23 protein-coding genes and 3 tRNA genes are annotated in these 23,220 nt (G+C 70.1%); 21 read left to right on the forward strand and 5 right to left on the reverse strand.

Annotated features, from left to right (window positions below):
- Positions 1-72: 72 nt before the first annotated feature.
- The 5 genes from ACT3UN_RS00320 to ACT3UN_RS00340 all read left to right on the forward strand — a co-directional run bounded on the left by ACT3UN_RS00320 (position 73) and on the right by ACT3UN_RS00340 (position 3,604).
- The gene (locus ACT3UN_RS00320) at positions 73-819 is read left to right on the forward strand and encodes a TIM barrel protein (protein WP_301443923.1); all 747 of its coding nucleotides are present in this window, start codon (positions 73-75) and stop codon (positions 817-819) included.
- An 11-nt stretch (positions 820-830) separates the two neighbouring features.
- Positions 831-2,330: a glutamate--tRNA ligase gene (gltX, locus tag ACT3UN_RS00325; protein ID WP_441582068.1), complete on the forward strand. Its 1,500-nt coding sequence runs from the start codon at positions 831-833 to the stop codon at positions 2,328-2,330.
- Between the two features lie 151 nt (positions 2,331-2,481).
- Positions 2,482-2,553: transfer RNA gene (locus ACT3UN_RS00330), tRNA-Gln, on the forward strand.
- A gap of 36 nt (positions 2,554-2,589) precedes the next feature.
- A tRNA-Glu gene (locus ACT3UN_RS00335) sits at positions 2,590-2,662 on the forward strand.
- Positions 2,663-2,791: 129 nt separating this feature from the next.
- On the forward strand, positions 2,792-3,604 hold the full coding sequence (locus tag ACT3UN_RS00340; RefSeq protein WP_301444086.1) for a histidine phosphatase family protein: 813 nt from the start codon (positions 2,792-2,794) through the stop codon (positions 3,602-3,604).
- A 37-nt stretch (positions 3,605-3,641) separates the two neighbouring features.
- Here the strand turns inward: ACT3UN_RS00340 and ACT3UN_RS00345 are convergent, their stop codons facing one another.
- Complete coding sequence (locus ACT3UN_RS00345) at positions 3,642-4,661, reverse strand: winged helix DNA-binding domain-containing protein (protein ID WP_301444085.1); 1,020 nt, start codon at positions 4,659-4,661, stop codon at positions 3,642-3,644.
- A 117-nt stretch (positions 4,662-4,778) separates the two neighbouring features.
- On the opposite strand from ACT3UN_RS00345, the gene ACT3UN_RS00350 reads away from it, so the two are divergent.
- Positions 4,779-4,851: transfer RNA gene (locus ACT3UN_RS00350), tRNA-Glu, on the forward strand.
- A 141-nt stretch (positions 4,852-4,992) separates the two neighbouring features.
- On the opposite strand, the gene ACT3UN_RS00355 is transcribed toward ACT3UN_RS00350, so the two are convergent.
- Together ACT3UN_RS00355 and ACT3UN_RS00360 are read right to left on the reverse strand one after the other, a co-directional pair.
- A complete protein-coding gene (locus ACT3UN_RS00355) occupies positions 4,993-5,136 on the reverse strand; it encodes a hypothetical protein (RefSeq protein WP_301443720.1) in 144 nt (47 codons plus the stop codon).
- 119 nt (positions 5,137-5,255) lie between these two features.
- Positions 5,256-6,008, reverse strand: coding sequence for an IclR family transcriptional regulator (locus ACT3UN_RS00360; protein WP_444655718.1), 753 nt, complete (start codon positions 6,006-6,008; stop codon positions 5,256-5,258).
- 113 nt (positions 6,009-6,121) lie between these two features.
- On the opposite strand from ACT3UN_RS00360, the gene leuC reads away from it, so the two are divergent.
- Genes leuC through ACT3UN_RS00375 form a run of 3 tightly spaced genes read left to right on the forward strand, consistent with a single transcriptional unit; the run spans position 6,122 to position 9,149 of the window.
- On the forward strand, positions 6,122-7,624 hold the full coding sequence (gene leuC / locus ACT3UN_RS00365; RefSeq protein ID WP_444655720.1) for a 3-isopropylmalate dehydratase large subunit: 1,503 nt from the start codon (positions 6,122-6,124) through the stop codon (positions 7,622-7,624).
- A gap of 7 nt (positions 7,625-7,631) precedes the next feature.
- On the forward strand, positions 7,632-8,219 hold the full coding sequence (leuD, locus tag ACT3UN_RS00370) for a 3-isopropylmalate dehydratase small subunit (RefSeq protein ID WP_301443718.1): 588 nt from the start codon (positions 7,632-7,634) through the stop codon (positions 8,217-8,219).
- Between the two features lie 21 nt (positions 8,220-8,240).
- Positions 8,241-9,149 carry a VOC family protein gene (locus ACT3UN_RS00375; protein WP_301443717.1) on the forward strand — a complete coding sequence of 303 codons (909 nt, stop codon included), beginning with the start codon at positions 8,241-8,243 and terminating at the stop codon, positions 9,147-9,149.
- A 22-nt stretch (positions 9,150-9,171) separates the two neighbouring features.
- Here the strand turns inward: ACT3UN_RS00375 and ACT3UN_RS00380 are convergent, their stop codons facing one another.
- Complete coding sequence (locus tag ACT3UN_RS00380; RefSeq protein ID WP_441578848.1) at positions 9,172-10,239, reverse strand: NUDIX hydrolase; 1,068 nt, start codon at positions 10,237-10,239, stop codon at positions 9,172-9,174.
- 217 nt (positions 10,240-10,456) lie between these two features.
- Between ACT3UN_RS00380 and ACT3UN_RS00385 the strand changes: the two genes are divergently transcribed.
- Together ACT3UN_RS00385 and ACT3UN_RS00390 are read left to right on the forward strand one after the other, a co-directional pair.
- The gene (locus tag ACT3UN_RS00385; protein WP_301444183.1) at positions 10,457-11,494 is read left to right on the forward strand and encodes an NAD(P)H-dependent glycerol-3-phosphate dehydrogenase; all 1,038 of its coding nucleotides are present in this window, start codon (positions 10,457-10,459) and stop codon (positions 11,492-11,494) included.
- A gap of 36 nt (positions 11,495-11,530) precedes the next feature.
- Entirely contained in the window at positions 11,531-12,628 is a 1,098-nt protein-coding gene (locus ACT3UN_RS00390) for a D-alanine--D-alanine ligase family protein (protein WP_441582071.1), read from the forward strand.
- Between the two features lie 176 nt (positions 12,629-12,804).
- Here the strand turns inward: ACT3UN_RS00390 and ACT3UN_RS00395 are convergent, their stop codons facing one another.
- On the reverse strand, positions 12,805-13,782 hold the full coding sequence (locus tag ACT3UN_RS00395) for a DUF3515 domain-containing protein (protein ID WP_301441859.1): 978 nt from the start codon (positions 13,780-13,782) through the stop codon (positions 12,805-12,807).
- A gap of 104 nt (positions 13,783-13,886) precedes the next feature.
- On the opposite strand from ACT3UN_RS00395, the gene ACT3UN_RS00400 reads away from it, so the two are divergent.
- The 10 genes from ACT3UN_RS00400 (at position 13,887) to rnc (ending at position 23,216) form a co-directional block, all read left to right on the forward strand.
- Positions 13,887-14,879 (forward strand): thiamine-phosphate kinase, encoded by a 993-nt coding sequence (locus ACT3UN_RS00400; protein WP_444655722.1) that lies wholly within the window; start codon positions 13,887-13,889, stop codon positions 14,877-14,879.
- Entirely contained in the window at positions 14,872-15,621 is a 750-nt protein-coding gene (locus ACT3UN_RS00405; RefSeq protein WP_444655724.1) for a uracil-DNA glycosylase, read from the forward strand. The genes ACT3UN_RS00400 and ACT3UN_RS00405 overlap by 8 nt, the downstream gene beginning before the upstream one ends.
- Complete coding sequence (locus ACT3UN_RS00410; RefSeq protein WP_444655726.1) at positions 15,615-17,243, forward strand: DAK2 domain-containing protein; 1,629 nt, start codon at positions 15,615-15,617, stop codon at positions 17,241-17,243. The genes ACT3UN_RS00405 and ACT3UN_RS00410 overlap by 7 nt, the downstream gene beginning before the upstream one ends.
- Positions 17,244-19,541 (forward strand): ATP-dependent DNA helicase RecG, encoded by a 2,298-nt coding sequence (locus ACT3UN_RS00415; protein WP_444655728.1) that lies wholly within the window; start codon positions 17,244-17,246, stop codon positions 19,539-19,541.
- Positions 19,542-19,646: 105 nt separating this feature from the next.
- Positions 19,647-19,859: a biotin/lipoyl-containing protein gene (locus ACT3UN_RS00420; RefSeq protein WP_301441854.1), complete on the forward strand. Its 213-nt coding sequence runs from the start codon at positions 19,647-19,649 to the stop codon at positions 19,857-19,859.
- A 6-nt stretch (positions 19,860-19,865) separates the two neighbouring features.
- The gene (locus ACT3UN_RS00425) at positions 19,866-20,438 is read left to right on the forward strand and encodes an RsmD family RNA methyltransferase (RefSeq protein WP_301441853.1); all 573 of its coding nucleotides are present in this window, start codon (positions 19,866-19,868) and stop codon (positions 20,436-20,438) included.
- A gap of 53 nt (positions 20,439-20,491) precedes the next feature.
- The gene (coaD, locus tag ACT3UN_RS00430; RefSeq protein WP_301441852.1) at positions 20,492-20,980 is read left to right on the forward strand and encodes a pantetheine-phosphate adenylyltransferase; all 489 of its coding nucleotides are present in this window, start codon (positions 20,492-20,494) and stop codon (positions 20,978-20,980) included.
- Between the two features lie 94 nt (positions 20,981-21,074).
- Positions 21,075-21,881: an ATP synthase F0 subunit B gene (locus tag ACT3UN_RS00435; protein ID WP_301441851.1), complete on the forward strand. Its 807-nt coding sequence runs from the start codon at positions 21,075-21,077 to the stop codon at positions 21,879-21,881.
- Positions 21,882-21,918: 37 nt separating this feature from the next.
- Positions 21,919-22,485 (forward strand): YceD family protein, encoded by a 567-nt coding sequence (locus ACT3UN_RS00440; RefSeq protein WP_444655730.1) that lies wholly within the window; start codon positions 21,919-21,921, stop codon positions 22,483-22,485.
- A complete protein-coding gene (rnc, locus tag ACT3UN_RS00445; RefSeq protein ID WP_301441849.1) occupies positions 22,485-23,216 on the forward strand; it encodes a ribonuclease III in 732 nt (243 codons plus the stop codon). The genes ACT3UN_RS00440 and rnc overlap by 1 nt, the downstream gene beginning before the upstream one ends.
- The last annotated feature ends 4 nt before the right edge of the window (positions 23,217-23,220 follow it).

Below are 23,220 nucleotides of genomic sequence, written 5' to 3' on the forward strand. Positions count from 1 at the left end.
GCTCATTATGGCCGATGCGCCTCCGGCGGGTCGCGTAGATTGGGGACAATTCCGACGTGAGGGACGGCAGGCATGACAGGTACAGCAGGCACGACGGCGGTGAACTGCTCGATCGGCAGGCCCGCCGGGCACCCCGACCTCGACAGGGCGGGCGCCCTGGGGGTCGACAGGATCGAACTGTGGTGGCCGTGGACCACCCCGGAGCCGGACGACACGGAGGTCGACGACCTCGTCGCGGAACTCGCGCGCCGCGGGCTCACGCTCGTCGCCGTGAACTTCTGGGCGGGTGACCTCGCCGCCGGCGACCGCGGCGTCCTGCACGAGGAACCTCTGAGCCGGCGCCACGTCGACGCGATGTCCCGGCTGGCCGACGCCACCGGCGCCGGCCGCTTCAACCTTCTGCTCGGGCGGGGAGGACGCCGGTTGAGCCCCATGCAGCTCGACAACACCGCCGCCCTTGCCAACCTGGTGCAGGGGCGAGGCCACGGCACCGTGCTGATCGAACCCAGCTCCGGGGTCGAGGACTACCCCGTGCAGACCGTCGTCGACGCCCGCGCGGTTACCAGCAGCTTCCCCGGGACCGGGCTGCTGGCCGACCTGTGGCACCTCAGCCGGACCGACGACGTGGCGGCGTGGTTGGACGGTCTGGACGGCGCAGAAGGGTCCGGCGACCCGTTCACCTTCCCCGCCCACGTCCAGATCGCCGACGACCCCGGACGCGGCGCACCGGGCAGCGGCGGCCTCCCGCTGGACGATTGGGTGGGTGCGCTGCGGGCCGCCGGGTACTCCGGGGACGTGGCGGGGGAGTGGATGTGGTGAAATAGTGCACCATGAGTGATGTTCGCGTTCGTTTCTGCCCCTCGCCGACCGGGACCCCGCACGTCGGCATGGTCCGCACCGCACTGTTCAACTGGGCCTACGCCCGGCACACCGGCGGAAAGCTGGTGTTCCGGATCGAGGACACCGACGCCGCCCGGGACTCCGAGGAGTCCTACGAGGCCATCGTCGAGTCCCTGACCTGGCTCGGACTGGACTGGGACGAGGGGGTCGGCGAGCCCGGCGGCCCGCACGGCCCGTACCGCCAGTCGCAGCGCATGGAGATCTACGTCGAGGTGCTGGAGAAGCTCAAGGCGTCCGGCGACGTGTACCCGGCGTACTCCACCGCCGAGGAGGTCGAGGAGCGTCACCGCGCCGCCGGCCGTGACCCCAAGCTGGGCTACGACAACTTCGACCGGGACCTGACCTCCGAGCAGGTCGCCGCCTTCGAGGCCGAGGGCCGTTCGCCGGTGTGGCGTCTGCGCATGCCGGAGAAGACCTGGACGTGGAACGACCTGGTCCGTGGCGAGATGAACGTCGACGGGTCCACCGTGCCGGACTTCGTGGTCGCCCGTTCCAACGGGCAGCCGCTGTACACCCTGGTCAACCCCGTGGACGATGCGCTGATGAAGATCACCCACGTGCTGCGCGGCGAGGACCTGCTGCCGTCCACGCCCCGCCAGCTGGCCCTGTACGAGGCGCTGGTGCGCATCGGCGTGGCGGATGCGACCCCGACCTTCGGGCACCTGCCGTTCGTGATGGGCGAGGGCAACAAGAAGCTCTCCAAGCGTGACCCGGAGTCCAACCTCTTCAACCACCGCGACAACGGCATCATCCCCGAGGGCATGCTGAACTACCTGTCGCTGCTGGGCTGGTCCCTGTCCGCCGACCAGGACGTGTTCGGCGTGGACGAGCTGGTGGCGAACTTCGACGTCGCCGACGTGAAGCCGAACCCGGCCCGTTTCGACCAGAAGAAGCTCGAGGCGCTCAACGCCGACCACATCCGCCTGCTCGACCTGGCGGACTTCACCACCCGCCTGCGCAGCTACCTGGAGGAGTACAAGGGCTTCCCGGCCGACTACCCGGCCGACAAGTTCGCCTTCGCCGCGGAACTGGTGCAGACCCGCATCAAGACCCTCGGCGACGCCGACGGCCTGCTGCGCTTCCTGGTCACCGCCGACGCGGACCTGGAGCTGGACGAGAAGGCGGCGAAGAAGAACCTCAAGGAGGAAGCCGTGGAGGTCCTGGACGCCGCGATCGAGGAGATCGAGGCGCTGGAGTCTCTCGGTGACGCGGGGTTCGTCACGGAGAAGATCGAGGCGGCCCTGTCGGCGCGTCTGATCGACTCGATGGAACTCAAGCCGCGCAAGGCCTACGGGGCCCTGCGGGTGGCGGTCTCGGGCGCGGCGGTGTCCCCGCCGCTGTTCGAGTCGATGGAGCTGCTGGGACGCGAGTCCACGCTGGCACGTCTGCGTGCCGCACGGGCGGTCACGCTGTACGTCGCCGCCGAATAACAGGGTTGTAGCCGGCGTACGCCGGTCGCAGCGGGCGCAGGACGCCGCGATCGGCGTCCTGACCTGGCAGTTTGCGAGTGTGCGAGCGCTCTGGTTATAGTATCCACCGTTGCAAGGCAGCGCGGGGAACACCGCGGAGCACAGCAACGATTGGCCTATGGTGTAATTGGCAACACAGCGGTTTCTGGTACCGTCGTTCTAGGTTCGAGTCCTGGTAGGCCAGCGGAAACGCTGAACATGATGTGCAGTTCGTTTTCTTGCCCCGTTCGTCTAGCGGCCTAGGACGCTGGCCTCTCACGCCGGTAACACGGGTTCAAATCCCGTACGGGGTACAAGGTATGTGAAACGGCAAAGCCCGGTCTTCGGACCGGGCTTTCCGCATGTCCGGGGTCGGGGTATCCCCGGAGCAGAAGGGGGTGCAACTGTTCCTAGGCGAAAGGTCTAGGGTGGGTGGGGTGACCATGCCGAAGAACCTGATCCTCGTCCGCCACGGCCAGAGCGAGGCCAACGTGATCCAACGCGCGGACAAGGCCGGCGACCAGGCACTCTTCAGCGAGGAGACGATGCTGGTCGCCGACCGCTCATGGCGTCTGACCGACGCCGGTGTGGCCCAGGCGCACGCGGCGGGACGGTGGATCACCGACAACGTCGACCCGCTGGACCGCTGCATCACCTCCCCGTACGTGCGTACCCGGGAGACCGCGGCGAACCTCCAGCTCGACGGTGCGCTGTGGGAGGAGAACCGGGTGGTGCGTGAACGCTCCTGGGGTGAGATCTCGCCCTTGCCGCGCAAGGTCTTCGAGGAGCAGTACGCCCACAACGCCCTGCTGCGCCGCAAGGACCCGCTGTACTGGGCGCCGCCGGCGGGGGAGTCGATCGCCAACGTCGCGGAGAACCGGGTGCGCAACATGCTCAGCACCCTGCACCGTGAGAGCAGCGAGGACAACGTGCTTGTGGTGACCCACGGAGACTTCATGTGGTCCACCCGCCTGGTCCTGGAGCGTTGGAGCGACGAGGAGTTCCTGCGCTACGACAAGGACAAGGAGATGACCATCTTCAACTGCACGGTCCTGCACTACACGCGCATCGACCCGGACACCGGGGAGATCGCCCCGTGGATGCGCTGGGTGCGTGCCGCGCACCCGTTCTGCGACCGGACGACCGGGGTGTGGCGCATGGTGGAGCAGCCGTGGCAGCGCTTCGACCGCGACTACCTCAGCAACGAGGACCTGGCCGCCGTCGCCGAGGAGCAGTCGCGCCTGCTCTCCGAGTAGGCGGCTGTCCTTGACTGTCCTTGACCGTCCTCAGTTGTCACAGCCGGCCGGTGACGGCCCCGGCCTCGACGCGGCAGGGGTGGAACAGCCCGTTCTTCGTGGGGCCGACCTCGCCGGCCACCGCGTCCGAGATCACGTCCGAGCGCTCGGCGTAGCCGAGCAGGTACTCATCGAACGCGGGTAATTCCAACGTCAGAGCCAGAGCCTGGGTGATCTCAGCGGCGGTGACGTCGACTTGCCAGTCGGCCAGTAGGACGCTGCGTCCGTCCTGCGTGGAGCCCTCCATGACCGTTCCTGTGGCGAGCGCGAGGGCGGTGGCGGCGCGGGCGTCGCGCACGGTCAGTCCCGACCACCACGCCAGGTCCTTGACGCCGGCCGGGCCGCGCGAGCGGTAGTAGCGGCAGGCGAGCTCGCGCAGTGCGTCCTCCCCGTCGAGGTTCCGCGGGTCGGTCACCACGCTGTCGTGCAGCACGAAGGTGTCCTCGGGGCGTCCTGCGGCCGAGGAACGCGGGCCCTGGACGATGTCGCCCTCCCCGCCGAAGTGGCGCAGCATGTGCGGCCCGCGGCCGCCCTCCGGGTCGATGCCGGCGCGGGCGAACACCTGGTAGGCCTCGCTGCGGGCCAGGGGAGTGCAGGACGCCGCCAGCGCGTCCAGCAGAGCGGTGCGGCATACGTCGACGTCCTCGTCGGACAGGCCCAGTTGTCCACGTCGCTTCGCCGAGGCCTTCTGTACCCGCGGGGTGCACAGGCGAGTGAGCCAGCGGACGTCCTCGGCGGCGAGCAGGTGGTGGGTGCCGCGCTGCGACCAGCTGCGCACCACGTGGGCGACGGTGAGATCCTCCTCGGTGAGCATCGGGGCACCGGCACGCAGTCCCAGTGCGCGGACGCCCGCGGGGAGGTTCTGCGCCTGGCTGGCGAGCATGTGCGCGGCGACGGCGTGGACTGCGGCGTCCTGCCCGTGCGGGGAGTCCGGCAGTGGGGGACGAGCCGCGGCGGGGGCGAGCAGCTGGGCGGTGAGGCGCAGGCCCCGCAGCTGCGTGGTGGTGAGCGGGTTCATGTCACCATCATTGCACGTCACGGCGGTGATTAGGTGCCGATGTGGATCGTCATATATAGTTCTCCCCGTTGCACAGCGCGGCCACGGTGCCCTGCTGGACGACATACGTTAGTTCCTGCCCCGTTCGTCTAGCGGCCTAGGACGCTGGCCTCTCACGCCGGTAACACGGGTTCAAATCCCGTACGGGGTACAAAGTAGTAGTCGAAATGCCCGGTCTTCGTGACCGGGCTTTTCGTATGTCCGGGGTCGGGTACCCGGCCCGTCGCTGATACCTCACGCTATTGTTGGTCTGCTTTCAGAAGGCCACCCGTAGCGCGGGGTTGTGGGACCGTCAGGAGAGGTACTTGATGACCTTCACCACGGCCCAGACGACGACCGCGATGAACGCGACGGCCAGGACGATGACGGCGAGTTCGTTGATTCCGAAGCTACCGAGGATGATGGGTCTCCATTCGTTGGTGCCGGTGTGAGGCACGGCGGTATTGTCCGTGTCAGCGTAGGACACCCCTGCGCATTGCGCAGGCTATATCGGAAACACGGGCATGGGAGCCGCCCCAGACCGCCCCGTATCACCCCCAGGCCATCATCTCCCGATCAACGCAGGTAGTGCTCCAGCTCGGCGGCGCTGTGCTGCAGGGCCTCGCGGTGGCGGGCGGCGGGCGAGGGGCCCATGCGCTCGGCCGGCCCGGAGATCGACAGGGCGGCGATGACGCCCGAGGCGTCCCGCACCGGTACAGACACGCTGGCCAGGGCGGCGTCGCGCTCGCCCACGGACTCGGCGATCTGGCCGGCGCGCACCAGTTCCAGGTCCTCGGCGGTGTAGTGGGCCGAGGTCAGCACGTCGTCCTGGAAGACCTTGGGGGAGTAGGCGACGAGCACCTTCGCCGCGGAGCCTGCGGTGAGGGTCAGCCGGTTGCCCACTGGTACCGTGTCCCGCAGGCCCTGGCGCGGTTCCGTCGTGGCGATGCACACGCGCTCGTGGCCCGAGAGCTTGTAGATCTGCACGGCCTCGCCGGTGCGCTCCACCAGGTCGGGCAGCACGTGCTCGGCCGCCTCGTCCAGACGGGTCGAGGACTTCGGTGCCAGCTCGGCCAGTGCCGGTCCGGCGGTCCACTGGCCGTCCTCCAGCCGCGTGACCATGCGGTGCTTCTCCAACGCGACGGCGATGCGGTGCGCCGTGGCGCGGGGCAGGCCCGTGGTCTCGCACAGTTCGGAGAGGCTGTGCGGGCGCCGTGCGACGATGCCCAGGATGAGCAGGGCACGGTCGAGGACCTGGATACCGCTGGTGGTCGCGGTCGCCGCAGTAGGCGTGGGTGAGGGCGTCTCGGTGACGAAGGGGTTTCCCATGATCTGATACTATACATTCCAACCAGTGGAACTTCCAGGTTGCCCCGCAGTGACGGGCGGGCGACGACCGGAACCTCCGGACGACTGCAGCGAGCAAGCACGAGGAGAGAACTGTGAGTGCTGTGACCCGGCAGACGCACCCAGACGACACCACCACGCACGCCCCGCGCACCCTCGCACAGAAGGTGTGGGACGCCCACGTCGTGACCAGGGGGGAGAACGGTGGGCGCGACCTGCTGTTCATCGACCTGCACCTCATCCACGAGGTCACCAGCCCCCAGGCCTTCGACGGACTGCGGCAGAACAACCGGCCGCTGCGCCGGCCCGACCTCACCCTGGGTACCGAGGACCACAACGTGCCCACCCTGGGCGTGCACTCCGGCAACCTTCTCGAGATCGAGGACAAGGTCTCACGCCTGCAGGTCGAGACGTTGCGCAGGAACTGCGAGGAGTACGGGGTCGTCCTGCACTCCATGGGCGACGGCGAGCAGGGCATCGTGCACACTGTCGGCCCGCAGCTCGGCGCCAGCCAGCCGGGCATGACCATCGTCTGCGGCGACTCGCACACCTCCACCCACGGTGCCTTCGGCTCCATCGGCATGGGCATCGGCACCAGCGAGGTCGAGCACGTGCTCGCCACCCAGACCCTCCCGCTGGCACCGTTCAAGACCATGGCCATCGAGGTCTCCGGGGAACTGCGTCCCGGGGTCACCGCCAAGGACCTGATCCTGGCGATCATCGCCAAGATCGGCACGGGCGGCGCCCAGGGCCACATCATCGAGTACCGCGGCGAGGCCATCAGGAAGCTGTCCATGGAGGGGCGGCTCACGATGTGCAACATGAGCATCGAGGCCGGCGCCCGCGCCGGCATGATCGCCCCCGACGAGGTCACCTTCGACTACCTCAAGGGACGCCGCTACGCGCCCACCGGCCAGGATTGGGACGACGCCGTCGCCTACTGGCGCTCGCTGCCCACCGACGACGGGGCGTCCTACGACACCGTCGTCGAGATCGACGGTGCCGCGCTGACCCCGTTCGTCACCTGGGGCACCAACCCTGGCCAAGGCCTGCCGCTGGACGCCGCGGTGCCGTACCTGGAGGACATCACCGACGAGACCGAGCGCATCGCCGCCGAGTCCGCCATCGAGTACATGGGCCTGGAGCAGGGCACCCCGCTGCGCGAGATCGGCATCGACACCGTCTTCCTCGGCTCCTGCACCAACAGCCGCATCGAGGACCTGCGCGCCGCCGCCGACGTGCTGCGCGGACGCCGCGTGGACCCGTCGGTGCAGATGATGGTCGTGCCGTCCTCCACCGCGGTGAAGACCCAGGCCGAGCAGGAGGGACTGGACAAGGTCTTCCTCGACGCCGGGGCGGAGTGGCGCACCGCCGGCTGCTCGATGTGCCTGGGCATGAACCCCGACCAGCTCGCCCCCGGCGAACGCTCCGCGTCCACCTCCAACCGCAACTTCGAAGGACGCCAGGGCAAGGGAGGACGTACCCACCTGGTCTCCCCGCCCGTCGCCGCGGCGACGGCGGTGCTCGGCCACCTCGCCAGCCCCGCCGACCTGCCTGAAGCGTCCGGAGCGTCCGAGAACCTCGAGAAGGGAGCGTAAGCGCACCATGGAGAAGTTCAGCACCCACACCGGCGTGGCCTGCCCGCTGCGCCGCTCGAACGTGGACACCGACCAGATCGTGCCCGCCGAGTACCTCAAGCTGGTCACCAAGACCGGCTACGAGTCCGGGCTGTTCAAGTCCTGGCGCCGTGACCCGGAGTTCGTCCTCAACCAGGAGCCGTTCGTGGCCTCCTCGGTGCTCGTCGCCGGACCCGACTTCGGTACCGGCTCCTCCCGCGAGCACGCCGTGTGGGCGCTACTCGACTACGGGTTCCGCGTGGTGTTCTCCCCACGCTTCGGCGACATCTTCCGCGGCAACACCGCCAAGAACGGGCTGCTCGCCGCCACGATGACCGCCGAGGACATCGAGCTGATCTGGAAGCTCATCGAGCAGCGCCCCGGTGTGGAGATCACCGTGGACCTGCAGGCGCGCACCGCCAGCCTGGGAGAGCACGTCTTCGCCTTCGAGGTCGACGACGACACCCGCTGGCGGCTGCTCAACGGCCTCGACGACATCGGCATCACCCTGCAGGACGAGGCGGCGATCAGCGACTTCGAGGCCACCCGCCCCGGATTCAAGCCGCTGATCGGCTGAGATGTCGTACCCTCGGAGGGCATGACCCAGCACACCACCGGCAACCACCAGCGCATCGTCCCGCGGTTGCGCCTGCAGGTCGGCGACCACGGGGTCGTCGGGGCGGCCCGGTTCTACACCGACGTCTTCCGCCCCTTCGAGGAGGCGGGCCTGGAACTCGGGGCGACCGGGGGCACGGCCACCGACGAGGGCGTGGACCTTTTCGTCGCCGGCATGCGACTGCACCTCACCGACGCCGCCGACGCCGCCGATACCTCCGGCGCCGAGGGGATCTCTCCTGCGACCAACATGATGGTCAACGTCGACCCGTCGTTCTTCGGCTGGTCACCGGACGCCACCCCGGAGGCGCAGCAGGCGGCGCAGGCGCGCGCACGCGCGGTCCTCGACACCATCTGGGAGGGACTCGCCGAGGACGCCCAGGCCGTACTCATGCCCTTGGACGAGTACCCCTTCAGCGCCCGCTACGGCTGGGTGCTCGACAGGTACGGGATGAGCTGGCAGGTCATGCTCACCGATCCGGCCGGGGCCCCACGCCCGGCGTTGATCCCGTCCTTCCTCTTCGGCGGGGAAGCACAGAACCGGGCCGGTGAGGCGCGCGAGCTGTGGACCGGGGTGTTCGCCGAGGTCTTCGGTCCTGACGGGGCCGGAGGCACCGGAACCGGCACCATGGTCACCTACCCGCAGGACAACGGCCCCGCGGTCGCCGGCTCGGTGATGTTCGCCGACGTGCGACTGCTCGGGACCTGGTTCTCGATGATGGACTCGGCCACCGAACAGCCCTTCACCTTCACCGACGCGGTGAGTTTCCGGGTGTACTGCGACACCCCGGTGCAGGCCGAGGTGCTCGGCCGTGAACTGGGGCTGGACGGTCACACCCGCCGCGGGGTGGACCGCTTCGGCGTGAGCTGGGAGATCCTGCTGCAGGGCTGAGCAGGACTGAAGCGGTGCAGCCTCAGCGCACCGGCAGCGGGGACGCCAGGTAGTCCGCGCCCAGCAGCGTGTCGCCCTGCCCGAAGTGCAGCACCCACACGCTGGCCTTCTTGGCACGCAGGTCCTCGACCTCGAAGCCGGCGTCCTGCGCCAGCCCGGAGACGACCGCCGGGATGATCTCACCCTGGGCGCACACCACGCTCACCGGCGCGGAACTCGCCCTGACCAGGGCCTCCATCACGGTACGAGGGGAGTGCGCCAGGGCGGCGTCGCCGAGGTTCACGTCCGTCTCGATGTCCAGGTTCAACCAGGCGGCCGTGGGCTCCACCGTGGCGCGGCAGCGCTCGGGGGTGGCCGAGGACACCGTGCGCGGACGGTAACCCTCCAGCACCGCCGGCAGGGAGGTGGCCTGCAGGTAGCCCTTCTTCGTCAGCGGTCGCAGGTTGTCGTCCTGCTTCCAGTTGTCCCGCGACATCGCCTTGGCGTGGCGCACGTAGAGCACCCGTCGGGTGCAGCCCAACGCCAGGACCTCCAGCGCAGCACCGATCACGTCGCGGTCGGCGTCGTAACTGACCTTCGCCTTCGCGTCCTCCGGGGAGAGCCAGTGCAGCTCGTCGACCTCGTTGTTGTCCTTGAAGTCGCCGCCGGTGACCTCGGCGGTCCAGTAGTAGACCACCTTCGTCTTGTTGCCCAGCGGGTAGTGCACATGGCCCAGCAGCCAGCCCAGGGTGGGGGAGTAGCCGGTCTCCTCGGCGATCTCACGGGTGGCGGTCTCCACCAGGTTCTCGCCGGGGTCGACCTTGCCCTTCGGCAGCGACCAGTCGTCGTAGTGGGGACGGTGGATCACCGCGATCTCGATCGCGTCCTGCCCCTCCGCGCTGCCGGCGGTCTCCGGGGCACCCGGGCCCTGGGGCACCGTGCGCCGCCACAGCACCGCACCGGCGGCGAAGACGGGGCGCTCGAACTCGTCGGCGGGGGTGCTGCCGATCCGGGCGACGTGACCGGTGACGGGGGCGGCGGGGGAGTCGTCCTCGAGGTTTCTCGAAGCCAGCGAGGTGGACAGGTCTCCGGTGCCGGTGTGGCTGATCAAGGGTGACGCCTTCCCGAGCGCACCGGTCCGGTCGTGCCGTCACCACGGACCGGGTGCGTCATGGTTCAATGTTGGGGAGCAGATACGGCGGAATCTCTTCCTCTCACCCACATTAGCGGTGACCGGTGTGGGGCACGTAGTCGGGAAGTCCCCGGCATAAGGCGACACCACCCGATGACGGCGACCGCCACCCACGACACAGAGGAGCACGGCAGATATGGTTCGCGTAGCGGTGATGGGCTCCGGCTCCTGGGGGACGACGGTGGCCAAGGTCTGCGCGGACACCGAGGCAGGTGCGCGCTCGGCACCGACCGGCTCGGCGGCACGTCCGGCGGTCACGCTGTGGGCCCGTCGCCCGGAGATCGCCGAGGAGATCAACCGGGACCACACCAACGGTACCTACCTGCCGGACACCGTCCTGCCGTCCTCGATCGGCGCGACCACCGACGCCGCCGAGGCGCTGGACGGCGCCGACGTCGTCTTCCTCGGCGTCCCTTCGCAGTCGCTGCGCGCCAACCTGGAGCAGTGGCGGGACCTCATCCCGTCCGACGCGACGCTGGTCAGCCTCGCCAAGGGCATCGAGCACTCCACCGGACGACGGATGAGCGAGGTCATCGCCGAGGTCGCCGAGGTCGACGCCTCACGCGTGGCGGTTCTCTCGGGGCCGAACCTGGCCGTGGAGGTCGCCCGCCAGCAACCCGCCGCCAGCGTGGTGGCCTGCACCGACGACCGCCGCGCCCGGCTGGTGCAGTCCGCCCTGGCCACCGCCTACTTCCGCCCCTACACCAACGACGACGTCATCGGCTGCGAGGTCGGCGGCACGTGCAAGAACGTCATCGCCCTGGCCTGCGGCATGGCCGCCGGCATGGGCATGGGGCACAACACCATCGCCACCGTGATCACCCGCGGGCTCGCCGAGATCACCCGCCTGACCGTGGCCCTCGGCGGCCAGGAACGCTCCATGGCCGGCCTGGCGGGCATGGGCGACCTGGTGGCCACCTGCAACTCCCCGCTGTCGCGCAACCGCACCTTCGGCGAGCGCCTCGGCATGGGCGAGTCCCTGGACCAGGCCTCCGGTGCGACGAAGGGACAGGTCGCCGAGGGCGTGATCTCCAGCATGTCCGTCGCCGAGCTCGCCGAGGCACACGGGGTGGAGATGCCGATCACCCGCCAGGTCGTGCGGGTCTGCCACCACGGCGGGGACGTGCCGACCGCCATCCGCGACCTGATGGGACGCACGAAGAAAGCCGAGTGACCGCCGGGGCCGCCCCGGGCGCTACACTTGGTCCCCGTGAATACCCCCACGAACCAGGCGAAAACCACCGTTGCCGTTGTCTACGGAGGTCAGAACACCGAACACAGCGTGTCCTGCATCTCCGCCGGTGCGGTGATGGCCCACCTCGACCCCGACCGTTACGACATCGTGCCGGTCGGCATCACGCGCGACGGCGTGTGGGTCAAGGGAACCACTGACCTGGACGCCCTGAGCGTCCACGACCGGGAACTGCCGGAGGTCACCGGCGGCCGTTCGGTGAACTTCGACCTCGGCGGCAGGGGAGGCCGGGGAGGACGCCGCGGCGGGCAGCTGCGCTTCGGCGACGGTTCCCTCTACGCTGAGGTGGACGTGGTCTTCCCCGTCCTGCACGGGGTCAACGGCGAGGACGGCACCGTCCAGGGCCTGTTCGAGCTCGCCCACGTGCCCTACGTGGGCAACGGCGTGTTCGCCTCCGCGGCGTGCATGGACAAGCAGTACACCAAGGCCGTCGCCCGCCACGCCGGCGTGCCCGTCGGCGACGAGGTCATCGTCACCGAGCGGCGCGTCCTCACGCCCGAGGAGCAGGACGCCCTGGGGCTGCCGGTGTTCGTGAAGCCGGCACGCGGCGGCTCGTCGATCGGCATCTCGAAGGTCGACGACTGGGCCGACTTCCCGGCTGCCCTGGAGACCGCGCTGGCCGCCGACGACAAGGTGCTCGTGGAGTCCATGCTGCAGGGACCGGAGGTGGAGTGCGGTGTGCTGCAGTACCCGGACGGCACGATCCAGGCGTCCTACCCGTCGATGCTGATGGGCACCGGTGACGGGCCGGAGGGCTTCTACGGTTTCGACACCAAGTACCTCGACGACATCATCACCTACGAGATCCCCGCGCCGCTGCCCGACGAGCAGGTCGCCGAGGTGCGCCGTCTGGCGGTGGAGACCTTCCGCGCCCTGGGCTGCTCGGGCCTGGCGCGCGTGGACTTCTTCGTCACGCCGGACGGTCCGGTGCTCAACGAGCCCAACACCATGCCGGGGTTCACCCCGATCAGCATGTACCCGAAGATGTTCGCCGCCAGCGGGGTGGAGTACACCGACCTGCTGGACATCCTCATCGCTCACGCCCTGGCGGGGTAGGCCCGGGTAGCGCGGGGCGGCACGCCACTAGCGTCGTCGCCGGGTCGCCGGGTCGCAGGGGGGCAGAGGGGGCAGAGGGGGGCACTGTCATCTGAGTCATGCCCCAGGGCAGAAAACCGCCGGGATCTGGCCTGGGGCATGACTGAGATGACATGTGGTCGAGAGGAGCGCCCGGCCTAGCGCTCGGCGGTGCGCTCCAGATGCCCGTCGATGGCCTCGGACACCGCGGTGAGCACACTGTTGCCCGCGTCCAGCGGCAGCGAGACCGCCACGGTCTCGGCGTAGCCCAGCGCGTACCAGACTCCGGCGGTGGACCCCTCGGCCAGCGCGGTGTCCTGGAACCACGGCACCTCGTCGATCTGCGTCAGCTGTGCGCCGGCCTCGTAGCTGTCGGGCAGCTCCACGCCACAGCGCAGCACCACCGGTTCGCGGGCCTCGGCGACCCACACCAGCGAGCCCTCCGGTTCCCCGGATCCCATGCGACGGTACTCGCCGAGGGAATCGGGCAGGGCGTCCTCGAGGGCGGTGCAGGACGCGGCGTCGGCGTCGTCCTGCTCGGCGAGCCCGGCCAGCGGTACGTCGCCGGGGGTGGGGGCGTCGGTGTCGTCGCCGTGGGCGCTGATCGACTCGCCGACACCGGAGAGGTCGGCGGCGGTGAGCCGGCCGTCGGTGGTCACGGCGACCACGGGGGAGTGCCCCACGGCGTACCAGGTGGTCAGCCCGGATCCCGGGGTGGCGTCGGCGATGGGCAGCCACTGTTCGCCGCCGGACTCCTCGGTGGAGCTGAGTTCGGTGTACTGGGCGGGGGCGCCGACCCCGCAGCGCAGGGAGAGCTCGGTGCCGCCGCTGTCGCGGTAGCCGGCGGACCCCTCGGGGGCGGGGTCGGCGACCCCGACGTCGCGGTAGTCGCCGATGCGGTCGGGCAGGTCGCCGGTGATGTCGGCGCAGGCGGAGCTGTCGGCGTCCGGCGCGTCGACCGGGCCCATGGCGACGAGGGTGTAGACGCTGCGGTCCACGAGGATCTTCGCTCCGACGAGGACGAAGACCACGAACACCACCGCGATCAGCAGGGCGAGGGCGACACCGCTGCGTCGTGGCATTCCGTGTCCGGAGGTGCTGCTACCCTGATCGGTGACCTTAGACCGTGAAGACATGCGGATGATTCTACGGCCCCGCGGGTGCAGGACCCGACCGCCGGGGCCGGTGAACCGTTCCGGCAGTCGTGTCACCCACGGTGTGTGATGATTCGAGGAGACCGATGACGGCAGACACCTCCGGCAAGCTCACCGTGACGCAGGCCGGTGAGGCGGCGACGATCGCCGCCATCCGTGAGGCGGCGCCCAGCGAGATCAACGGTGACGACGCCGCCGTGCTGGACCCGGCCCCGCCGAACTCCCGGCACCTGGCGACCACGGACGTGCTGGTGCAGGGCGTGCACTTCCGTTTCGACTGGTCCACCCCCTTCGAGGTTGGTGCCAAGGCGGTGACGCAGAACTTCGCCGACATCCAGGCGATGGGCGGACGTCCGACGGCGGTGCTGATGTCGCTGGCCACCCCGCCGGACCTGGAGCTGGAGATGGTCTCGGAGATCGCCCGCGGTATCGGGGAGACCGCCGCACCCTGGGCGGTGGAACTTGTCGGTGGCGACGTGGTGTCCTCCACACAGCTGGTGGTCTCGGTCACGGCGGTCGGTGTGCTGGCCGGCCCGGACCCGGCGATGACGATCACGGGGGCGGAGCCCGGCCACGAGGTGATCGCCAGCGGGGTCATCGGGCATTCTGCGGCCGGTGAGGCGATCCTGCGGTACTTCGGTTCGCGTGAGGCGGTGCCGGACAACGCCGTGCTGCAGGACCTGGTGCGCCGTCACTGCGCCCCGGAGCTGGTCGTGGGCCGTGGTTCGGTGGCCAGGGCGGCGGGGGTGTCGTCGATGACGGACAACTCCGACGGGCTGCTGCGCGACCTGACGACCCTGGCGGAGCGTTCCGGCGTGCAGCTGGACCTGGACGGGGCGTCGTTGACGCCGGACGCGCAGCTCTACTACGCCGGTGAGGTTCTCGGCGTGGACCCGTGGCAGTGGGTGCTCACCGGTGGGGAGGACCACACGTTGGTGGGCACCACGGCGAAGGACGTGCCGGCGGGCTACCGCAGGCTGGGTGTGGTGCACGAGGTGTCCGGCGGGTCCGACCTGCCGCGGGTGACGGTCGACGGCCAGCCGCCGATCTACACGGGAGGCTGGGACTCCCTTGGCTGACACGGGTACAGGTACAGGCACAGGTACAGGCGAGCCGCAGGACGAGCTGGCGGGTCGCATCCTGGCGACGGTGCACCCGTCGTGGCGCAACGAGCTCGCCGTGTCCGGCCTGCGGGCCGGCGCGCTGGAGTCGATGGCGCAGTGGACCGCCGGGCGTATCGCCGAGGGCGAGGACGTCCAGCCGGCGCCGCAGAACATCTTCCGCGCGCTGGCGGGTCCGGCGACCGGCACACGGGTGCTGATCCTCGGCCAGGACCCGTACCCCACCCCGGGGCACGCGGTGGGCCTGTCGTTCTCCTCGACGGCGGACACCTCACCGGTGCCGAAGTCGCTGGTGAACATCTTCACCGAGTACGAGTCGGACCTGGGGCTGCCGCGGCCGCGTACGGCGGACCTGTCGCCGTGGACGAACGCCGGGGTGATGCTGCTCAACCGGGTGCTGACCGTGCGCGCGGGGTCGGCGAACAGTCACCGCGGCCAGGGCTGGGAGGAGATCACCGCGGCGGTGGTGCGCAGTCTGGCGTCCCGTCCGCTCGTGGCGGTGCTGTGGGGTCGTCAGGCCCAGGACATGGCCGACGTCGTGGGGCGCGATCGCTGCATCCTGTCGCCGCACCCGTCGCCGCTGGCGGCCTACCGCGGGTTCTTCGGCTCGCGCCCGTTCACCCGCGCGAACGACCTGCTCGCCGAGCAGGGTGCGGACCCGGTGGACTGGGACCTGTCCGGTCAGGAGCAGGCATGCTGACCGGGGCACACGTCGCCAGCTGGGCGGAGCAGGCCGCCGCGGGCCTGGCGGAGCACAAGGACGAGATCAACGAACTCAACGTGTTCCCCATCCCGGACTCCGACACCGGGTCGAACATGACCGCCACGATGGGTTCGGCCGTCGACCGCATGCACCAGGACCATGGTCGGGCCGGGTCGCAGGCCGTCGCCGCGACGAGTGTGGCGGACGTCGCGGCCTCGCTGGCCGCCGGTGCGGTCACCGGTGCCCGCGGCAACTCCGGGCTGGTGCTGAGCCAGTTCCTGCGGGCGTTGGCGGACTCCGCCGCCGCCTCGGGCAAGGACGCCCTGTCGGCCGGTGCGATCCCCGGGATGCTGCACCGGGCGGAGAAGCTCGTGCGTCGGGCGGTGTCCGCCCCGGTGGAGGGCACGATCATCTCGGTGCTGCACGCCGCGGCGGAGGCGTCCTCGGCGATCGTCGCCGAGCGTGAGGGCACCGGGCAGGACGCCTTGGAGGTCAGTGCGGTGGACATCGCCTGCGCCGCGCGCGACGCCGCGGCCGAGGCCCTCACCGAGACCACCGCGCAGCTGCCCGCCCTGGCGTCTGCCGGGGTCGTCGACGCCGGTGGCAGGGGACTGGTGGTCATCCTCGACGCTCTCGTCGACGCGCTCACCGATGCTTTCGCCGACACCCCGGCCGACGCCGGCCGGACCACCGCGTCCCCGCAGGACGGCTCCCGGCCGGCCGACGAGGCCGACGAGAGTGGTGCGCAGTCGTCGCAGCGGACGCCGGAGGGCGCCGCCAGGGCCGAGATCGAGGTGATGTTCACCCTGCGCGCCGACGAGGAGCACCTCGACACCCTGCGCGGCGAGCTGAACACCCGGGGCAACAGTGTGGTCATCGTGCCCGGCGAGTCCGACGGCACCTGGCGGGTCCACGTGCACACCACCGCCGGTGGCCCGCTGATCGAACTCGCCTTCGCCACCGGGGAGGTCACCGACCTGTCCCTGGAGGCCCTGCCCCTCGTCGAACCCGCCGAGGAGGAGCGTCCGAGCGCACCGGTGCTGGCCCTGGTCCCGGAGGGCGGACTGCGCGGCATGTTCGCCACCGCGGGTGCGACGGCCGGCGACACCGCCACGGTGATCGCCGAGTTCGAACGACGTGGCACCGGCTGCATCGTGCTGACCAACGGGCAGGACACCGCCGAGCTTTTCGGCCGCCTGGCGTCCTCGGACTGGGAGGCCACCGTGGTGGACACCGAGTCCTTCGTCGGAGGGCTGGCGGCCATGGCCGTCTACAGTCCCACCGCGGACCTCGACGAGAACGCAGAGGAGATGGCGGACGCCGTGTCCGCCCAACGCTGGCGTCAGACCGACGGGGCTGACGGGGCTGACGGGTCCGACGTCGCCGACCTGGTGGCCACGATGGTCACCGGGCTGCTTGCCGACGGTGGCGAACTGGTCACCGTCCTGTACGACCTCGCAGGAGAGGACGGCGAGGTCGGGACGGGGGAGGACGGCGCAGGGGGCGCCGACCCCGTCGCGTCCGCCATCGAGTCCCTGCGCGCCGAGCACCCGGGTGTGGAACTGCACTCCTACCGCGTCCGCGGGTTGGGGACCGGCGTGCAGGTGGGGGTGGAGTGAATGCTCGGGTGGGATGATCCGCGGCCCTTGAGCCTGGTGGTCTCGCCCGAGCGCGCCCGCAAACTCGCGGGCAAACCCGGGCTGTCGACCCTGGGACAGGCGTTGATGAACTTCCCGGTCAGCTACGTGCACACCAGCGGCACCGGGGCCATGACAGATGGGACAGACGGGCCAGGCGCGAGCGCCGGGGAGGTGTGGACGGACGCCCTCGTCGAGGGCGAACTGCTGACCTGCCTCGGCGAGGTCACCTGGTCGCAGCTGCAGGACAACCGTGGGCGCAAGGGCCCGCGGGAGATCCTCGCCTTCCGTGTCCGGGTCAACGGGGAGGACTTCTCCTCGGCCCTGTTCGGTGCCGCGCGCAGCCACCAGCCGTTCATCACCGTGGGCGCCAAACTCATGCTGTCGGGCAAACTCAAGCTCTTCCGCGAGGAGTGGCAGCTGCGCAACCCCAGCTACATCACCCTGCACCCCGGGCCCGGCCCGGACGGGCGCCCCCTGGAGGGGGAGGCCTACGAGGCGGCGTTCGGCGCCTTCGGCCCGCTGGAGACCATCGTCGAGGTCGCCGGGGGCATGCGCGCGGCGCAGGAGATCCTCTCCGTGCCGTGGCTGCCCACGTATCCGCGGCGCACCGGGACCACCGGTGCCGAGGTCATGGCGGTGACCGCCCACGTCCTCGACGCGATGGGACGGCCCGCCGACATGCTGCCCGCGCCGTCCGACGCGACAGGCGCACCGCGCTGGCCGGCGGTGCAGGGCCGGGCGCTGGTGGACTTCGCCACCGCCCTGCACGACATCCACCGTCCCCCGGAGGAGACGTCCGGCCTGGGGTCGGAGGTACCCGCGCAGGACGCCCGCACCCGGCTGAAGTTCAACGAGGCTCTGGCGTTGCAGCTGGTCATGGCGTTGCGTCGGGCCGACACCACCGCCCGCCACGGGCGTGCCGCGGTGGCGATCGAGGACGAGTCGCGCTACTCCACGCTGGTGCGCGCTCTGCCCTACGAACTCACCGAGGCCCAGCAGGCGGCCCTGGACACCATCGGGCAGGCCATGGGCACCGAGTCGCCGATGAGCATGCTGCTGCAGGGCGACGTGGGCTCGGGCAAGACGATCGTCGCCCTGCTGTCGATGCTGCGCGTCGTGGACTCCGGCGCCCAGTGCGCCTTCCTGGCGCCCACCGAGGTCCTCGCCGCCCAGCACTACCGCACCCTGACGGGACTGTTGGCGGGCACGGGTGTGACCGTCTCGTTGCTGACCGGGTCGCAGCCGGTGTCGGAACGCCGTGACACCCTGCTCGACGTCATCTCCGGCACCACCGACATCGTGGTCGGCACCCACGCGGTGATCCAGGACGCCGTGGAGTTCTACGACCTGGGCATGGTCGTCGTCGACGAGCAGCACCGCTTCGGCGTGCGCCAGCGTGACAAGCTGCGCGAGGAGTCCCCGGTGGAGCGCACCCCGCACCTGCTGGTGATGACCGCCACACCGATCCCACGCACCGTGGCGATGACCATGTTCGGCGACCTGTCGATGTGCACCCTCGACACCTCCCCGGCAGGGCGTGGCGTGGTGCACACGCACGTGGTGCCGATGTGGAAACGCTCCTGGGTCGAGCGGCTGTTCGCCGTGATCCGTGAACAGGTCGCCGACGGGCACCGAGTGTTTGTGGTGGTGCCGAAGATCGAGGGGTTCGGCGGGGTCGACGACGTGGCCGACCGGTTGGAGGCCGGCCCGCTGCAGGGTCTGCGCATCGGCCGGCTGCACGGACGCATGACCGACAAGGCCGAGGTGATGGACGAGCTGGCCAGCGGCGCGGTCGACGTGCTGGTATCCACCACCGTCGTCGAGGTCGGTGTCGACATCCCCGACGCCACGGTGATGGTGATCATGGACGCCGAGAACTTCGGCGTCAGCCAGCTCCACCAGCTGCGCGGCCGGGTCGGGCGAGGCACGGCCGAATCCCTGTGCTTCCTGACGACCACGGTGAACCCGGAGGCGGAGGAGACCACCCCGGTCGCCGCGGCGTCCTACCGGCGGCTGGAGGCCGTCGCCGCAACCACCGACGGCTTCGCACTGGCAGAACTCGACCTGCGTACCCGCACCGAGGGCGACGTCCTGGGCGAGCACCAGTCCGGTGCCCGGGACCGGCGGGCCCGGCTGCTCGACCTCGCCGAGGACGGCGAGACCGTCGCCGAGGCACGCCGCTACGCCGAGGACCTCGTCGCCTACGACGAGCCCCTGGCGCGCACCCTGGCGGCAGACTTCACCGAAGGCGACCAGGAGTACATCGAGCGCAGCTGACCGGAGCTGGCTGGAGTCGGCTGGAGTTGGCTGGAGTCGGCTGGAGTTGGACGGCAGTGGAGTTGGGCGGCGGGTGCGAACCCCGGCACGATAGAATCAGCGACCATGGACATTCACGCCCCCTTTGCCGGGATCGTCAGATTCGCCGTCGAGGACGGCCAGACCGTCGCCACGGGAGACCGACTCGCCGTGGTCGAGGCCACCAAGCTCGAGAGTGCCGTGGACGCCCCGGGGCCCGGCGTGGTCCGCCGTGGGGCCGTGGAGGACTACGCGCGCGTCGACGGCGGGGACCTGATCCTCGTCCTCGGGGAGGCCTGATCCGCCGTGACACGCATCATCTCCGGCACCGCACGCGGCCGGAAGATCAAGGTTCCCGCCGACGTCACCCGTCCCACCGCCGACCGGGCGCGTGAGGGACTGTTCTCCTCGCTGCAGGTCCGCTTCGGCTTCGAGGGCGAGGTCGTGCTCGACCTGTTCGCCGGTTCCGGTGCCCTGGGCCTGGAGGCCGGTTCGCGCGGCGCCGCCGAGGTCACCCTGGTCGACGACAACCACCAGGCCTGCGAGACGATCCGTGCCAACGCCGCGACCGTCGGACACCCGAACGTGCACGTGGTGGAGGCCAAGGCGTCCAGCTTCCTGGGCACCGCGCCGCACAACCGTTTCACCATGGTGCTCGCCGACCCGCCCTACGACCTCTCCGACGAGGCCGTCGACGAGATGGTCGCAGCCCTGGTGCCCACGCTGATGCGCGACGCCGTCGTCGTGATCGAGCGGCACGTGGCCTCGGCGGAGGTGAGCTGGCCGGAAGGTTTCGAGAAGACCAACCAGAAGCTCAAGAAGCGCACCTACGGCATCGCGCGCATGGACATGGCCATTTGGCGCGGCGACGGGGAGTAAGCGCAGCAGGGGACAGCCGGTAGGGGAGAACACGGAGCGGTAGGATCGGCGGCATGCGAGTCTGCTGCCCCGGGTCCTTCGACCCCGTCACCAACGGTCACCTCGACATCTTCACGCGCGCCGCGCGCAACTTCGACGAGGTGACCGTGCTGGTGACCTACAACCCGAACAAGTCCGGCCTGTTCACCGCCGAGGAGCGCGTGACGTTGATCCGTGAGGCACTGGACGCCAGTGGTTCCCCGGAGGCGTCGCGGATCACCGTGGACACCTGGGACCGGCTGCTGGTGGACTATCTCACCGACAACAAGATCCCGGCGATGGTCAAGGGGCTGCGCAGTTCCCTGGACTACGAGTACGAGCTGCCGATGGCACAGATGAACCAGCGGCTGTCCGGGGCGGAGACCTTCTTCCTGCTGACCAACCCTCAGTTCGGCTACGTGTCCTCGACGATCTGCAAGGAGGTCGCCAAGTACGGCGGGGACGTCAATGGCCTGCTGCCGGAGAACGTCGCCGCCGCGGTGACCGCCCGTTACGGGGCCTGACACGCCCGCCTGACACCCGGCCGACACCCGAGGGGGTGTGGCGTCTGCGTGTCACACCCGTACCGTCCGCCCCATTTCTGGCATGCTGGAACGCATGTACAAGACTTTCCAGGGCCTCGATGACCTCCAGAACATGGTTGACCAGGCGTACGGCGTTCCGATGACCTCCAACTGCATGGTCCCGCGCCGCGAGGTCCAGGACCTTCTCGACGAGGTGCGCACCGCCATCCCCGTGGAGATGGACGACGCGCAGGACGTCCTCGACCACCGCGACGGCATCATCGCCAACGCCGAGGACGAGGCGGACACCCTGGTGCGCGACGCCGAGGCGCAGCGCGACCGGATCCTCGAGGAGGCACGCCGCCAGGCCGAGGACATGGTCACCGACGCCGAGGAGCGCGCCCACTCCACCGTGGCCCGCGCCGAGTCCGAGGCCGACCGCCTGGTCTCCGACGCCCGTGCCGAGTACGAGCAGACCACCACCCGCGCCGAGGCGGAGGCCGAGCGTCTGGTCACCGCCGGCAACGAGTCCTACGACCGCTCGGTCAACGAGGGCATCGCCGAGCAGCAGCGCCTGGTCGGAGAGTCCGAGGTCGTGCGCGTCGCCGAGGACGAGTCCCGCCGCATCGTGGAGTCCGCCCACTCCGACTCCGACCGTCTGCGCCGCGAGTGCGACCACTACGTGGACTCCACCCTGGCCCAGTTCGAGGAGTCGCTCACCGGGACGCTGCGCACCGTCTCGCGCGACCGCTCGGCGCTGCGCAAGGGTGCCGGGGTGTCCGGCACACGCCACGGGGACGCGGCGGGACGTGAGCCGGCCCGTCGGGAGCCGCGCGGCGAGTACCGCGACGACTACCGGGAGGCTCCGCGCGAGGAGTACCGGGACGGCTACCGTGACTGATTCGCACTACCCCCCGTCGCGAGGGTAGAAACATGGTGTGAGTAACGATCCTTTCCTCCTCGATGTCCGTGAGCCGCTCCAGTCCGTCGGCGTGCCCCACCATGTGACCACCACCGGTACGGCGACCGTCCGGCTGGGCGGGGAGATGCTCGGCATCGCCGAGGGCGCGCAGGTCGAGGTCGTCGCCGGCATCACGAACCTGGGGGAGTCCCTGCTGGTCGACGCCACCGCGTACGCTCACGCCACCGGCCAGTGCTCCCGCTGCCTCGGCCCCATCGAACGCGAGATCTCCCTGCACGTCAGCGACGTCTTCGGTATGACCCCGGACTTCATCTCCGGGGAGGACGCCGAGGAAGGCGACGAGCCGAACCTGGTCGAGAAGGACCGGGCGGACGTCACCCAGCTGCTCCTCGACGAGGCCGGCCTGAACCTCCCGTTCAACCCGGTCTGCGCCGACTACGGGCTGACCTGCTCGGACGCCACCCCGGAGCCGGACGGCGTGTCCGGCGAGGAAGAGGTCGTGGACCCGCGCTGGGCGGCGCTGGCCGAGAAGTTCGGCGACGTGAGTGACGACGATGACGAGAAGCCGGGGGAGGACGCCTGATGGCACGCAAGCGTCGTCTCACCGGTGAGGCCGCCTTGGAGGCGGCCTTCACGAAGACCGACCACGGCCCGCTGAAGGAGGCGTGGGGGGTCGACCTGCCGGACGACATGCTGTGTCTGGCGTTGTCGCACCGCTCCTTCGCCAACGAGAACGGCAACCTCCCCAACAACGAGCGCCTGGAGTTCCTCGGCGACGCGGTGCTGGGTCTCAGCGTCGCCGAGCAGCTCTACGTGCAGTTCCCGGAGCGCTCGGAGGCCGACATCTCCAAGATGCGTGCCGGTGTGGTCAACATGTACGCCCTGGCGGACGTGGCGCGCGAACTCGGCATGGGCGACAACATCCTGCTGGGCCGCGGTGAGATGCTCACCGGCGGCAACGACAAGCACTCCATCCTCGCCGACTCAGTGGAGGCGATGCTCGGGGCGATCTACCTGGTCCACGGTTTCGCCACCGCCCGCGAGGCCGTGCTGCGCATCTTCGCCGAGCGCATCACCACGGCGCCGTCCACCGGTCTGACCATGGACTGGAAGACCGTGCTGCTGGAGAAGCTCAGCGACCTGCGCATCGGCGGCGACCCCGTGTACGCCTCCGAGGCGTCCGGCCCCGCCCACGACCAGACCTTCAACGCCACCGTCACCATCGGTGACCAGGTACGTGGGCGGGGTATCGGCCACACGAAGAAGGAGGCCGAGCACCACGCCGCCCGCGAGGCCTACAAGGCCCTGAGCTGACCTG

This window comes from Corynebacterium sp. AOP12-C2-36, assembly GCF_052379185.1.
In the GTDB taxonomy this organism is placed as follows: Bacteria; Actinomycetota; Actinomycetes; order Mycobacteriales; family Mycobacteriaceae; genus Corynebacterium.

Coding starts and splice junctions, on each gene's coding strand:
- ACT3UN_RS00320 (WP_301443923.1), top strand. CDS start 73: ATGACAGGTACAGCAGGCACGACGGCGGTGAACTGCTCGATCGGCAGG.
- gltX (WP_441582068.1), top strand. CDS start 831: ATGAGTGATGTTCGCGTTCGTTTCTGCCCCTCGCCGACCGGGACCCCG.
- ACT3UN_RS00340 (WP_301444086.1), top strand. CDS start 2,792: ATGCCGAAGAACCTGATCCTCGTCCGCCACGGCCAGAGCGAGGCCAAC.
- ACT3UN_RS00345 (WP_301444085.1), bottom strand. CDS start 4,661: ATGAACCCGCTCACCACCACGCAGCTGCGGGGCCTGCGCCTCACCGCC.
- ACT3UN_RS00360 (WP_444655718.1), bottom strand. CDS start 6,008: ATGGGAAACCCCTTCGTCACCGAGACGCCCTCACCCACGCCTACTGCG.
- leuD (WP_301443718.1), top strand. CDS start 7,632: ATGGAGAAGTTCAGCACCCACACCGGCGTGGCCTGCCCGCTGCGCCGC.
- ACT3UN_RS00375 (WP_301443717.1), top strand. CDS start 8,241: ATGACCCAGCACACCACCGGCAACCACCAGCGCATCGTCCCGCGGTTG.
- ACT3UN_RS00385 (WP_301444183.1), top strand. CDS start 10,457: ATGGTTCGCGTAGCGGTGATGGGCTCCGGCTCCTGGGGGACGACGGTG.
- ACT3UN_RS00395 (WP_301441859.1), bottom strand. CDS start 13,782: ATGTCTTCACGGTCTAAGGTCACCGATCAGGGTAGCAGCACCTCCGGA.
- ACT3UN_RS00400 (WP_444655722.1), top strand. CDS start 13,887: ATGACGGCAGACACCTCCGGCAAGCTCACCGTGACGCAGGCCGGTGAG.
- ACT3UN_RS00410 (WP_444655726.1), top strand. CDS start 15,615: ATGCTGACCGGGGCACACGTCGCCAGCTGGGCGGAGCAGGCCGCCGCG.
- ACT3UN_RS00415 (WP_444655728.1), top strand. CDS start 17,244: ATGCTCGGGTGGGATGATCCGCGGCCCTTGAGCCTGGTGGTCTCGCCC.
- ACT3UN_RS00420 (WP_301441854.1), top strand. CDS start 19,647: ATGGACATTCACGCCCCCTTTGCCGGGATCGTCAGATTCGCCGTCGAG.
- coaD (WP_301441852.1), top strand. CDS start 20,492: ATGCGAGTCTGCTGCCCCGGGTCCTTCGACCCCGTCACCAACGGTCAC.
- ACT3UN_RS00435 (WP_301441851.1), top strand. CDS start 21,075: ATGTACAAGACTTTCCAGGGCCTCGATGACCTCCAGAACATGGTTGAC.
- rnc (WP_301441849.1), top strand. CDS start 22,485: ATGGCACGCAAGCGTCGTCTCACCGGTGAGGCCGCCTTGGAGGCGGCC.